Source organism: Polaribacter sp. 20A6, from assembly GCF_011378915.1.
GTDB lineage: Bacteria > Bacteroidota > Bacteroidia > Flavobacteriales > Flavobacteriaceae > Polaribacter > Polaribacter sejongensis.
This window is the reverse complement of the sequence record NZ_WTPZ01000005.1, coordinates 344872-358647: the sequence shown is the minus strand read 5'-3', so window position 1 is coordinate 358647 and position 13776 is coordinate 344872. Positions and strand designations below refer to the sequence as shown.

At 29.8% G+C, this 13776-nt stretch carries 11 protein-coding genes; 5 read left to right on the top strand and 6 right to left on the bottom strand.

Translation table 11 applies throughout. The features are described from left to right. The first annotated feature begins 881 nt into the window (after window positions 1–881). The 4 genes from rocD (at window position 882) to GQS57_RS14115 (ending at window position 5294) form a co-directional block, all read left to right on the top strand. Window positions 882–2123 carry an ornithine--oxo-acid transaminase gene (gene rocD / locus GQS57_RS14130; RefSeq protein ID WP_165733504.1) on the top strand — a complete coding sequence of 414 codons (1242 nt, stop codon included), beginning with the start codon at window positions 882–884 and terminating at the stop codon, window positions 2121–2123. A 140-nt stretch (window positions 2124–2263) separates the two neighbouring features. After that, complete coding sequence (locus tag GQS57_RS14125) at window positions 2264–2704, top strand: DUF5362 family protein (protein WP_205860272.1); 441 nt, start codon at window positions 2264–2266, stop codon at window positions 2702–2704. A 421-nt stretch (window positions 2705–3125) separates the two neighbouring features. Beyond that, window positions 3126–4448: a dihydrolipoamide acetyltransferase family protein gene (locus tag GQS57_RS14120; protein WP_165733503.1), complete on the top strand. Its 1323-nt coding sequence runs from the start codon at window positions 3126–3128 to the stop codon at window positions 4446–4448. A 111-nt stretch (window positions 4449–4559) separates the two neighbouring features. Beyond that, complete coding sequence (locus GQS57_RS14115) at window positions 4560–5294, top strand: DUF6263 family protein (protein WP_165733502.1); 735 nt, start codon at window positions 4560–4562, stop codon at window positions 5292–5294. Window positions 5295–5365: 71 nt separating this feature from the next. Here the strand turns inward: GQS57_RS14115 and GQS57_RS14110 are convergent, their stop codons facing one another. The 6 genes from GQS57_RS14110 to htpG form a co-directional block, all read right to left on the bottom strand. Continuing rightward, a complete protein-coding gene (locus tag GQS57_RS14110; protein WP_165733501.1) occupies window positions 5366–5881 on the bottom strand; it encodes a GNAT family N-acetyltransferase in 516 nt (171 codons plus the stop codon). A 21-nt stretch (window positions 5882–5902) separates the two neighbouring features. After that, window positions 5903–6799, bottom strand: coding sequence for a neutral zinc metallopeptidase (locus tag GQS57_RS14105; protein WP_165733500.1), 897 nt, complete (start codon window positions 6797–6799; stop codon window positions 5903–5905). A gap of 38 nt (window positions 6800–6837) precedes the next feature. Next, window positions 6838–7347 carry a DUF3124 domain-containing protein gene (locus GQS57_RS14100; protein WP_165733499.1) on the bottom strand — a complete coding sequence of 170 codons (510 nt, stop codon included), beginning with the start codon at window positions 7345–7347 and terminating at the stop codon, window positions 6838–6840. Between the two features lie 157 nt (window positions 7348–7504). Next, window positions 7505–9349, bottom strand: coding sequence for a hypothetical protein (locus GQS57_RS14095; RefSeq protein WP_165733498.1), 1845 nt, complete (start codon window positions 9347–9349; stop codon window positions 7505–7507). Between the two features lie 310 nt (window positions 9350–9659). Continuing rightward, window positions 9660–9998: a cupin domain-containing protein gene (locus tag GQS57_RS14090; RefSeq protein WP_165733497.1), complete on the bottom strand. Its 339-nt coding sequence runs from the start codon at window positions 9996–9998 to the stop codon at window positions 9660–9662. A gap of 192 nt (window positions 9999–10190) precedes the next feature. After that, on the bottom strand, window positions 10191–12095 hold the full coding sequence (htpG, locus tag GQS57_RS14085) for a molecular chaperone HtpG (RefSeq protein WP_165733496.1): 1905 nt from the start codon (window positions 12093–12095) through the stop codon (window positions 10191–10193). Window positions 12096–12276: 181 nt separating this feature from the next. On the opposite strand from htpG, the gene GQS57_RS14080 reads away from it, so the two are divergent. Then, on the top strand, window positions 12277–13284 hold the full coding sequence (locus tag GQS57_RS14080; RefSeq protein ID WP_165733495.1) for a 3-oxoacyl-ACP synthase III family protein: 1008 nt from the start codon (window positions 12277–12279) through the stop codon (window positions 13282–13284). Window positions 13285–13776: the final 492 nt, after the last annotated feature.

Here is a 13776-nt window from a genome sequence, read left to right as displayed (position 1 = left end):
GTTAAGCCCAATCGCGCCGATGGTACTGCATTTATGTGGGAGAGTAGGTCGCCGCCTTTCTTTAATACGGATTCAACTCCGTATCTATAAACCTCAATTCTTCGGAATTGAGGTTTTTTTTGTCCTAAACTGAAAGGTTTGATGTGGTTTTGTGAGCAACACATTAGATTAAACCATTTAAGTTGTTATTTGACGATAGGAAAAATCTCATACGTTTGATCATACACTACATTTTATTGTTATGTGATTTCTCCCAAAAGGTCGAAAAGACAAACTGAGGGTAAAATCTGTTAATCCGTGATGGTACACGTTACAAATGATCAATAGCCTTGCTTTAGTCTTTGTTGTGCTGAGTTCAGCATGACAAACGTTTTCTTTTTTTTTGCTTTTTTATTGGGTAAAGTTATCGATTTGGTTAATTTTTGACGGTATTCGTTATAAATGATCACTAGCTATAAATAGTCATCGTTATTTTGTCAATCTGAATTTATTTCAGATTCTGTCTAATTTTTGGTCTTTTTGTATGGAGTAAAGTCTATTACTAACCATTGTTCGTTCTATTTTTAAATACTTATTATGGACTTTCTTATGTTTTGCGTTAGTGATTGAAACGACATCCTTTTTTGTAGATATAGTTAATAATAGTAAACTATAATAATTATCTTACCTACGTATTTTAAACACGTAAATACAAAAAAGATATAGTGTAAAGCACGACCTTTAGGTAACGCCCAAATAATTTTTAAGTTAAGTTATTAATTGATTACTTTTGCTAAACTTCGGGGATGATTTCTTTCCCACGCTGAGTTTTCAGTATTTGCTGAAAAGATAAAGGTAGAACAGGAATGGTTATTTTATTATAAACATTTAAAACGAAAAAAATGACTGTTTTAGACAAATTAACTTCGAAAGAAGCGATTGAATTAGAGAACAAATATGGAGCACATAACTATCATCCACTTCCAGTGGTGTTGAGTAGAGGAGAAGGTGTATATGTTTGGGATGCAGAAGGAAAAAAATATTATGACTTTTTATCGGCATATTCTGCTGTGAATCAAGGGCACTGTCATCCGAAAATTGTTGATGCAATGGTGAATCAAGCTAAAACCTTGACTTTAACTTCGCGTGCATTTTACAATGATGTGTTAGGTAAATATGAGAAATTTGCTACAGAACTTTTTGGCTTTGACAAATTATTACCAATGAATACGGGAGCAGAAGCAGTTGAAACTGCTTTAAAAATTGCCAGAAAATGGGCATATGAAGTAAAAGGAATTAAAGAGAATAAAGCGGAGATAATTGTTTGCGAGAATAATTTTCATGGTAGAACAACTACTATTATTTCTTTTTCTAATGATCCTGTTGCTAAAAAGAATTTTGGTCCTTATACAAAAGGTTTTATCAAAATTGAATATGATAATTTGCAAGAGTTACAAGAGGTTTTAGAGAGTAGTAATAATATTGCGGCTTTTTTAGTTGAACCGATACAAGGTGAAGCTGGTGTTTATGTACCTTCTGAAGGATATTTAGCTGCAGCTAAGAAAATGTGTGCAGAGTATAATGTGCTTTTTATTGCAGATGAAGTGCAAACAGGAATTGCAAGAACGGGTAAAATGTTGGCTGTAGATCATGAGAATGTAAAACCAGATATCTTAATTCTAGGTAAAGCGTTGAGCGGTGGTGCATATCCAGTTTCGGCTGTTTTAGCGAATAATAATATTATGGATGTTATTGGACCTGGGAATCATGGTTCTACATTTGGAGGGAATCCTGTTGCTGCAGCTGTTGCCATTGCTGCTTTAGAAGTGGTTGCAGATGAAAAATTAGCTGATAATGCAGAAGCTTTAGGTATTATTTTTAGAGCTGAATTAACTGAATTTTGTAAAAACAATCATTTGGTTGAATCTGTTAGGGGTAAAGGTTTGTTAAACGCAATTTTAATTAATGATTCTGAAGATAGTTCTACTGCTTGGGATATTTGTATGAAATTAAAAGAGAATGGTTTATTAGCGAAACCTACTCATGGAAATATAATCCGCTTTGCGCCACCATTGGTGATGAATGAAACACAATTAATGGATTGTATTTCAATTATTAAAAATACGATTTCAGAATTTAAATAGCTTTAAAATATTTGAGATTCCTATAAAGGAATAACTTTTTAGATATAATTTTAGCCACGGATGCACAAAGTTTTAATTGTGAATTCGTGGCTTCTTTTTTTTGTTTATTTTTGAAAAAACGAAACCTTATAATTCAATTTATGATACACAATCCTATTACTCAATTAGAACAACTTACAATTACTAATGCTTCTAAGAATTTTTTAAAAGAAACAGCTAAATGGGCAAAATTCTTGTCGATTATTGGTTTTATCTTAATTGCAATTATGCTTGTTTTTGCTGTTTTTGCTACAACTATTTTCGAATTGGCGAGTAAAATGAAACCTGGTATGCCTGAGAGTTTAGGATTAACAATGACAGTAACTTATTTGGTACTCGCCATTATTTATTTTTTTCCGGTGTATTATTTATTACAATTTTCTAATAAAATGAAAACTGCATTGTCTACAAAAAATGATGAAACTTTAGCTAAAGCTTTTGAAATGTTAAAATCTCATTATAAGTTTATAGGAGTGTTTACTATTATAACCATGTCCTTATATGCTTTGTTAACTGTCGCAGCTGTTTTTGGTGGACTTTAGAATAGCATTTTCCTAATTTATCTTTCGTGAATTATTTAAATGTTGAAATTAAATATTATAAGCAAATAATGAATTCAAAAAGGACATTTATATAGTTAAAGATCATTTTAATTTCTTTTGTCTCTCTTAAAAGTGATGGATACTGTTATAATCGTTAATTATTTAACTTTTTAAAGTAGCTTGTTTAAGTTGATTACCTATTTTATTCTTACATAAATAAAAAGTTGTATTGGTAATTAATATTGTGTAAAATATATTAAAATTAATTTTTTGTTACATTAAATTCATCAAAATTAAATTTAAAATAAGTTTTATTATGGATAATGTAAAGTTTGTTTTATAAGTTCATTTTTTTATTAGATTAAAAACACTAAAAAATCAACGATTTTTAGTACTTTTGCATACTGAAAAATTAGATAAAATGGCGAGATTTGAATTGAAATTACCTAAAATGGGAGAAAGTGTTGCAGAAGCAACGATAACTTCTTGGTTAAAAGAAGTTGGAGATACCATTGAATTAGATGAAGCCGTGGTAGAAATTGCTACGGATAAAGTAGACTCAGAAATTCCTTCTGAAGTTGCTGGTACATTAATAGAAATTTTATTTGAAAAAGATGATGTTGTTGCTGTTGGAGCAACCATTGCAATTATAGAAATAGAAGGAGAAGGTTCTGGTGCAGAACCAGTTGTTGCAACTAGCAAAGCAGAAAAATCTCCAGTGGAAGAAATAGAAAAAACGATTGAAAAAGCTGTTGATACAGTTTCTACACCAATTGCTAAAGTTTCTGATTCTGGTAAGTTTTATTCACCTTTAGTTAGAAATATTGCACAAACGGAAGGTATTTCTATGAGCGAATTAGAATCTATTCCTGGTTCTGGTAAAGATGATAGAGTTACTAAAGAAGACATACTTTCTTATATAGAAAATAGAGGAGAAGCTGTTAAAGAAACACCATCTAAAGCTCCTGTTAAAGCTGAGGCTCCTAAAAAAATAGAGAAAACGGTTGCTAAAGCAGCACCAATTTCTGTAAATGGAGAAGATGAAATAATAGAAATGAGTAGAATGGGTAAATTGATTTCTAAGCACATGGTAGATTCTATACAGACTTCTGCGCATGTACAATCATTTATAGAAATTGATGTAACCAATATTGTAAAATGGAGAAATAAAGTTAAAGATGCTTTTCTTAAAAGAGAAGGTGAGAAATTAACTTTCACACCAATTTTTATGCAAGCAATTGCTACTACAATTAAAAAATATCCTTTAATTAATATTGCTGTTAATGGTGATACCATTATTAAAAAGAAAAATATAAATTTAGGAATGGCTGCAGCATTACCAGACGGAAACTTAATTGTTCCTGTTATTAAAAATGCAGATCAACTTAGTTTGGTAGGAATTACCAAATCAGTTAATGATTTAGCTACTAGAGCAAGAAATAATGCTTTAAAGCCAGATGATATACAAGGAGGAACTTATACCGTTACAAATGTTGGTGGTTTTGGTTCTATTATGGGAACACCTATTATTAATCAACCACAGGTTGCTATTTTAGCCCTAGGAGCTATTAGAAAAGTACCTGCGGTTATAGAAACTCCAGAAGGTGATTTTATAGGAATTAGACAAAAAATGTTTGTATCACATTCTTATGATCATAGAGTTGTAAATGGTGCCTTAGGCGGAATGTTTATTAAAACTTTAAAAGATATTTTAGAAGCTTGGGATATAAACCAAGACTTCTAGTTTTAAAATAAATACAATTATACTAAAAACGCTCACAATTTGTGAGCGTTTTTTTGTTTCAAAATATTATATTCGTTGTATATAAATAATTATAAAACTAAATTAAAAAAAATGAAAAAATTGTTAATTTTATTTCTAGTGATTTCTGCAAACTTAAGCTTAGCGCAAGATGCTGCATTACTTAGATTAAACTATGAAAAAGGAGCTACTTATGATGTTGAAATGAACATTTCTCAAGAAATGGGAACTGTAATGTCTATGGGAATGCTTATTAATATGGATATAAAAGTTTTAGATGTAAATGGTGATACTTATGATAGTGAAATGAAATTCACTAAAATGACTATGGACATGTTACAAGGTGGACAAGTAATGAGTTTTGATTCTACTAAAAGTGATGAAGAGTTAGATGAAACTGGTAAAATGATGAAAGCTCAAATGGGACCAATGTTAAGTGCTCTTATATCTGCTAAAGGAAATAACTTAGGTGAAATTTTAGAAGTTAAAGTTGAGCCAAGCATCCCTGGAGTAGAAGATATGGCAAAACAATCTAGTAATGTTGTGTATCCTACAGAAGCAGTAAGTGTTGGGAGTACTTGGACAATGACTAAAGAAGAAAAAGGTATGAAAATGGATTTTCTTTATACTGTAAAATCTATATCTAGTGATAAAATTGTTTTAGATTTATCTGGTGATGTTTCTGGAATGGCAACAGGAAAAATTTCTGGAAATATGAATATTGATAAAGCTTCTGGAATTCCTGAAAACTCTACAATTGATATGAATATGTCAGTAAGCGGACAAGAATTAAAGTCTACAATTAAGATGACAATGGTTAAAAAATAACCTTCTTATTTTAAGGAAATAAAAAAGCTTCAGAGTATATCTGAAGCTTTTTTTATGAGGTTATTTTAACCTTAAAACTCTAAATAAAAAACATCATTAGGTCTTGTTTCTGTTTTAGAAAGAGGAAAATCATAATCTGCTATTTTTTTAAAGCCTGCTTTTTTGTAAAAATCGATTGCTTTGTAGTTTTTTATCCATACATATAACCAAATACCTTTTTGATTTTGTTGTTTGGCTAACTCTAAATTGTGTGTAAATAATTGTTTCCCTAAACCAGTACCATAAAACTCTTCCAATAAGTACAAACGTTCCATTTTTGTAACATTGGTTTCCTTTATGTTTTCGTTTTTGTAATTGATAATAATCTTAGAATAACCAGCTAAAACATCATTTTTAAAAATTAAATGATATTGAAACTTCTTATTGGTTATCTCTTCAATTAAGTTTTGCTCATTAAAACTAGTACTAATATAAGCGTCCATCATTTCTTTAGAAATGGCTTCCTTATGTGGAACTAAAAATGCTTTTTTACCAACTTTAGCTAATGCTTTCACATCTTCTAAAGCTGCTTTTTTAATTGAAATCATATAGAGTAAATAAATTTAAAGTTATAAAGAACTTGCGCTAAAAGTATCACCTTGATTAACATCACCAGTATCAAAACCTTTTTTAAACCAACGCATTCTTTGCGCAGAAGTTCCGTGTGTAAAAGAATCTGGAACCACTCTTCCTGTAGATTGTTTTTGTAAACGATCGTCTCCAATAGCATTTGCAGCATTTAAGGCTTCTTCTAAGTCATTGTCATCTAAAATTAAATTATCTTTTTGAGAATGATGCGCCCAAACACCAGCGTAAAAGTCTGCTTGTAATTCTAACATAACAGAGTATTTGTTGTATTCTGTTTGACTCACTTTACCGCGTAAAGCTTGTACTTTTTTACTGATACCAGTTATGGTTTGAATGTGATGTCCAACTTCGTGCGCAATTACATACGCTTGTGCAAAATCTCCTGGTGCATTTAAGTTTCTTTCCATTTCTTCAAAAAAACTTAAATCGATGTATAGTTTTTCATCACCAGGACAATAAAAAGGACCAGTTGCGCTAGAAGCACTTCCGCAAGCAGAATTCACAGAACCTGTAAAAAGAACTAAAGTCGGTTCTCTATAATCTTGTATAATTTTGTTCCAAACATCTTCTGTACTTCTTAAAACTTGGTTACTAAATTCTGCCAACTCATTTTCTTTAGCTGTTCCTTTGTAAGTAGTTGAAGATTCTATTTGGTTACTAGTGTTTCCTGTAATAAAGTTTAAGGGATTGTTTCCTGTAAAATACAAGACAGCGAAAACAATACCGACAATAATTAATCCTTTTTTAGAAGTCACTAATTTTAGTAGAAGCCCAATTATCATAGGACTTAAACTGCCTAAACCACCAGAACTACCACCCGAAGATGCGCCTCTTCTATCTTCTACATTAGAACTTTTTCTGTTTCCTTTCCACTTCATAAAATATCATTTCAAAAAGATAAATTTACTGTTTATTTTTATTTAATTCTTCTAGATTGTGTGGTAAAAGACAAACCTTGTTGTCCTTTGGTAGAATTCATGATTCCTTCAAATAAAGGCTCTGGACAATCTTTTGGGATTTTCCATTCGAAAATAAAATTAGAACCCGTTTCTCCATTTTTTTCTACTTCATCAATGATTATTTCTGCAGTTTCTAAAGGAGCTAAAAAGATTGTTTTATCAAAATAAGAACGAACTGACTTTCCTTTTGTATCGTAATATTCTGCTTTTAATAGATAGATGGTGTCTGTATCACTTGTATTTCGTAAACTAATCATAGCGGTTAAACTATGGGTTTTATGTTCTGAAACACTGTAAATTTGAGAATATACAGACAAATAAGATTTACCGTGTTCTAAAGAATCTTTAGTATTGATTGCTAAGTGTCTTTTAGACCAATTTTTAAAATCTACAGAGCTTACTTCTTTCTCTTTATTACAGCTTAAAAGTAGTAGACTTAAGATGATTAGTAAAGTGTAATTTTTCATATTATAGGATTATAAAAAGTTAAACAATAACTTTTTATTTATTGTTGTCAAATGTTTAAATATGTTATTTAACAGGTACAAAACTATTAGAAAATTCGTAAATATTTTCGAAAGTAGTCTAGAATTGGTTAATTATCCATGGTTTAATATACTAGTATTATTTACTTATTGCTTTTAATATTCTTTCTTCATTTATAACAATATCTCTAAATAATACGTGTGGAAATTCAGTGTATTTTGAAGCTTTAAAAGCTTCTGCAATATGCGAAAGAGTAGATGCAGTAATTAAAGATAAATTCATTTCTGTATCCATTTCACAATCCGTTACAAAGTCATCACTAAATTCAGGAGCAATAAGTAAAATTTTCACAATTCGTAAATTATTCTTTAGTGCTAAATTTTGATAAGATTTCAATTGTCTTGAAACTGTACTGAATTTATTATAACCTCTTTCTTTACTAGTTTTACATTCAACAATTATAACTTCTTGGTTTCCTAAATTTAAAAGGATATCTATCATATCCTTTTTAGTATTTAATTGATTTTTAAATTTATCATCAACATTAAATCCAATTCCATTAAAAATTACACTTGTTAGTTCTTCAAACTTTAAACCGAGTTCACTTTCCTTTATAATAATTCCGTTTTCCTTTAATAGATTTAAGTTTCTGTAAGCAACATTTTCATAATTCTCTAAATATAGATTTTCGACATCTTTGTAATGTTCAAGAATATTTAAAATATCATCTCCTCTTTGTTTAATTCCATTATCTTTTATGAACTCTGTTCTATCTTCTTTTATTATTAAATCTAAGATATCTCTTGGTTTTATATTATAATCAAGTAAAAAGTCAGCTTTTAAAACAAATTCATCTTGTAATTCAAATTGTTCTTTTATTTGTTTATTTAATTTAGGTAACGTAATATTTAGTTCAGAAAGCAGTTTATCAAAACCGTCAAGAGAAATACCTACTTTTTCGTCTCGTTCAATATTTTCAAAATATTCAATTAAACTATTAATTTTTTCATCTAAAGTACTTCCTTTTAGGTTGTTAATTTCAAGTCCTTTTTCACAAAGTTCATTTAAAGTTTTTTTCTTTTCTGTGAGAGTACTTCCTGTTTTATAAATTCCAGAAAATAATAAATCAGTATATGAAACTCCTTCTTTAATAATTCCTTCTATTTTTTCTGAATAAGAAAGTTTTCTATCAATGTTATGTTCTTTTGAAATTTGATTTATTATTGGCTCTCTCAAAAGTTTTAATGTTCTACGATAATATTTTGTTGCTATTTCTTTTTTGCGAGTTTTTCTTAAAAGCCTAACCATTTCGTCTGCAACATAAATAGTACCCTCTTTATTTGAGTAAAAAATAATACCAATATTTTTTAAACCTTTTATTACTTCTTGAATGTCAAGTTTTATAATAGGTAAAATAGAATAATTTATTAATTTAATTTCTTCTTGTGAAAGGCCTAGTTGTTTTGATAGCGTTAAAATTATAGAAAGTTCATCTGATGAAACTTTAGCTTCTCTATTATTTTCTTCATCGTTGTAATATGCAGTATGTAAACAAGATTTATATATTTTGTAATCTCTTTTTCTTGTTTCGGTTAATTCTGACTTATTATTATCAAAATCTGTATTTAGAACTTTAATTTTACCTTTTAATTTTTTTATTTCATTTTCATATAACCTTGAAAACCAATCTTGTTTCATGATACAGTTTCCATCTCGAATAATTATATCAATTAAAACATCTAATTGTGAATTGATTTCTTGAAATTCAGATTTTATATGCTCTTGAAACTCATTTGAAATTAGAGCAAATACTTTGTTAATATTTCTATTATCTACAGATTTTAAACCTTTATCTGTCGAACTTAAAATGTTATCAATTTCCTTGTTGTTTTTCGGTTTTTTTGAAATGATATTATCAATTACTTTGATAAACGAGTTTTTTTCAAGTGAGCCAAGTTTATCTAATATCTTTTCTAATTTCATAGTTTTTCTTTTTTTATTTTTTTTTCAATATTTTTGCCTTTTGGCAATTCCAACAATAAAATAAGTTTTAATTCATTTTATCAGAAGTCAAACGAATTTACCCTTTTTTCTTGACAAAATCAAACAAAAAACCTCTCTGAATGAATAGAGAGGTCTGTGGTTTTTAGCAGCAGTAAAAAAAGTTAAGTTTAGTTACAGTTTTAATCAGAAAAAATGACTTTGAATTTACAAAGTGGAATTTTAAAGCAGCTTTATGATGGTGAAGAAAACGTATTTTTAAAAGTTAAAAGAAATCTTTAAAATTAGTCTGCTAGTCGGTTGCAATTCCAAAATAAACCCAATTAACATTTTCCAAAAAAGGATTGTTCATGGAGTGTAATTCTCCTTGTTCAATTGTGATACAATCACCCGGAACTACAATCATTTTTTTATCATTCACAATAAATTCTGCTTTACCAGATTGTATATAAAAAACTTCGTACATGGTATCATGTTTATGCGTTTCTACAGTTTGTCCGGGTGTAAAAGTAGCAGCACCAAACATCATTAATTGAGGGATTTCTCCTCTTTCTATAAATACTTTTTTCTTGATATCGTCATTATGACTTGTACCAATTTCGGGTAATGTGTTGGTGTGTATTAATTTCATTGTAAATATTAATTCTGCTTCCTAAAATACAAAAACATTCAAATTATCAAAAGAAAAAAAACTGTTTGATATTTTAGTTTTATAAAAGGAATGAGAGGTTTTTGCTTTATATTTTCTGATAAAAAAGGGACAAATAAAAAACCTCTCTGAATACACAGAGAGGTTTTATAATTTATATGCGACGATTCGCCACTACTTGATTAACGCGTAAGAACGTTTAATAAAGTTTGTTAACTCTTCACCATGTAAAAGGTTTTGAGATAATTTAGCTAAATCAAAAGCTTGAGAAATTAAACCTTTCTGAGCCGCTTCATCTTTATTATTTAAAATATCAGCAACTAATGGGCTGTTTGTATTTACCACTAAGTTATACATGTCAGGGAAATTACCCATTCCCATCATTCCACCACCACCAGAAGCTTGCATTTCTTTCATTCTACGCATAAATTCTGGCACTGTAATCATAAACGGAGAAGAAGCAGAATCCATCGCTTCTAATTGAACCGTATATGTTTTAGAATTTACTGCACCTTCAATAATTGGTTTTAAAGTTGCAATTTCATCTTCAGATAATTTAGAAATTACGTTATCGTCTTTCTTAATTAAATTATCTACGTGATCAGCATCTACTCTAGAGAATTTCACTTTAGCATCACCACCTTCTAATTTCTGCATTAAATGCGAAATAATAGGAGAGTCTAATAACAATACTTCATATCCTTTAGCAGTTGCATCTTGAATATAACTGTGTTGTGCTTCTTTATTTGATGTATATAAAAGTACGTGATTTCCTTCTTTATCAGTCTGAGAATCTTTTGTTTTTTCAATTAATTCATCAAATGTAAAATACGTGTCTGCAACTGTTGGGTACAATGCAAATTTCTTCGCTTTGTCAAAGAATTTATCTTCAGACAACATTCCGTACTCAATAATTACTTTAATATCATTCCATTTTGTTTCAAAATCAGCTCTGTCTTTTTTGAATATAGAAGATAATTTATCGGCTACTTTTTTAGTAATGTAACCAGAAATTTTCTTTACAGCTCCGTCTGCCTGTAAACCAGAACGAGAAACGTTTAAAGGAATGTCTGGAGAATCGATTACACCTTTTAGCATTTGTAAGAAATCAGGAACAATTCCTTCTACATTATCTGTAACAAAAACTTGGTTTTGGTATAATTGAATTTTGTCCTTTTGCATATCCATTGACGTAGATAACTTAGGGAAAAATAAAATACCTGTTAAGTTAAAAGGGTAATCAACATTTAAATGAATGTGGAATAAAGACTCCTCGAATTGCATTGGATACAATTCTCTGTAGAAGTTTTCATAATCTTCATCACTTAAATCTGCAGGCGCTTTTGTCCAAGCAGGTTCAGTATTATTGATGATATTATCAACTGTAATTTTTTTATGAGGCTCTGTAGTTTCTTTCCCTTCAGCATCTGTTGTAGTTGCAGGTGTAAACTCAGGATCGTTAATTTCTTCTGTTCCAAATTTAATTGGCACTTGGTTAAAACGGTTGTATTTGTTTAATAAACCACCAATTTTACTTTCTTCTAAGAAGTCTAAAGAATCTTCTGCAACGTGCAAAATAATTTCTGTACCTCTGTCTGCTTTATCGCTTTCTACTAATGTAAATTCTGGAGAACCATCACAAGTCCAATGTGCAGCAGGCTCATCTTTAAAAGACTTTGTAATTAATTCTACTTTTTCTGCAACCATAAAAGCAGAGTAAAATCCTAGTCCGAAATGACCAATAATTCCTGCTTCGTTGTCTTTATATTTATCTAAAAACTCTTCAGCTCCAGAAAATGCAATTTGGTTGATGTATTTTTCAACTTCATCTGCAGTCATTCCTAAACCTTGATCTTTAATAGTAATTGTCTTAGCATCTTTGTCTATGCTGATTTCAATTTTAGCATCACCTAATTCAGTTTTAGCTTCACCAATAGCAATTAAATGCTTTAGTTTAGAAGTTGCATCTGTTCCGTTAGAAATTAATTCACGTAAAAAGATTTCATGATCTGAGTACAAGAATTTTTTAATTAGTGGAAAAATATTTTCTACTGATACATTAATATTTCCTTTTGCCATTTTATGTTTATTTTATTAATTTATTTATTCTGATAAAGGTTATTCAAAAAAAATACCAAAGAGAATTTTATGACAAGATGACATAAATATTATTTTAATGTCAACTCTTTCGTTTATTTTTATAAATTAGTACTTTTACGTATTAAGAGTTTGCAAAAAATCAAAAAAACAATATATAATTATGTATAATTCAAAAATAACGGGACTTGGGTATTATGTTCCAGAGAATGTTGTTACCAATAACGACTTAAAAGAGTTCATGGAAACTTCAGATGAATGGATTCAAGAACGAACAGGAATTAAGGAAAGACGTTGGATAGACCCAAAAACAGAAGACACAACGGCAGTTATGGGTGCAAAAGCATCTAGAATTGCAATTGAAAGAGCTGGGTTAACAAAAGATGATATCGATTTTATTGTGTTTGCAACTTTAAGTCCGGATATGTATTTTCCTGGAGGTGGAGTTCAAGTGCAAGAAATGTTAGATATGGGAACAATTCCGGCCTTAGATGTACGTAACCAATGTTCAGGATTTATTTATGCAATGTCTGTTGCAGATCAATTTATTAAAACAGGAATGTATAAAAATGTTTTGGTAATTGGCGCTGAAAATCATTCTGGAGGATTAGACAAATCTACAAGAGGGAGAAATATTTCAGTGATTTTTGGTGATGGAGCAGGAGCCGCTGTACTTTCTAGAAGTGAAGAAGCAGGAAAAGGAATTTTATCTTCTCATTTACATTCGGAAGGTAAACATGCAAAAGAATTGGTTTTAGAAGGACCGTCTACTGGAAAATGGGTTCCAGGAATTATAGAAAGAAATGATCCGGATGATGTTTCTTATTTCCCGTATATGAATGGTCAGTTTGTTTTTAAACACGCCATAACACGTTTTTCTGAAGCAATTGTAGAAGGTTTAGCAACAAACAAATTAGAGAAAGAAGACATTGATATGTTAATTCCGCATCAAGCTAATTTACGTATCGCACAGTTTATACAAAAGAAGTTTAAATTATCTGATGACAGAGTTTTTAATAATATTCAAAAATACGGAAACACAACTGCTGCTTCTGTAATTATTGCTTTAACCGAAGCTTGGGAAGAAGGTAAAATAAAAGACAACGATTTAGTTGTTTTAGCTGCCTTTGGAAGTGGATTTACTTGGGGAAGTGTAATTATTAGATGGTAAAAGGAAAGGGTTGACATTCGTTTGTTAAATTGTTCTTTTGGAATGATTGGTTAAAAATTTAATTTTAAACTGAAATGTTTTTAATTTAAATATGAAAACTCAATTTAAATTCTAAATGTCACACAGAGCTTGTCGAAGTGTAAGTTAAAAGGTCTTCGACAAGCTCAGACTGACATTCGTTTTCTAAATTGTTATTTTAGAATGATAGGTTAAAAGTCTGATTTTAAACTAAGATATTGTCAAGTTAAATTTGGAAACCCAATTAAAACTCAAAATGTCACACTGAGCTTGTCGAAGTGTTGTTAAATGGTCTTCGACAGGCTCAGACTGACATTTGTTTTATAAATTGTTCTTTTAGATTGGCGAAAAAGGTGATTTTAAACTAAGATTTAGTCAAGTTAAAACGTAAACCCAATTAAACTCTAAATGTCACACAGAGCTTGTCGAAGTGCAGTCTAATGGTTTCCATAGACTCAGACTGACATTTGTTTG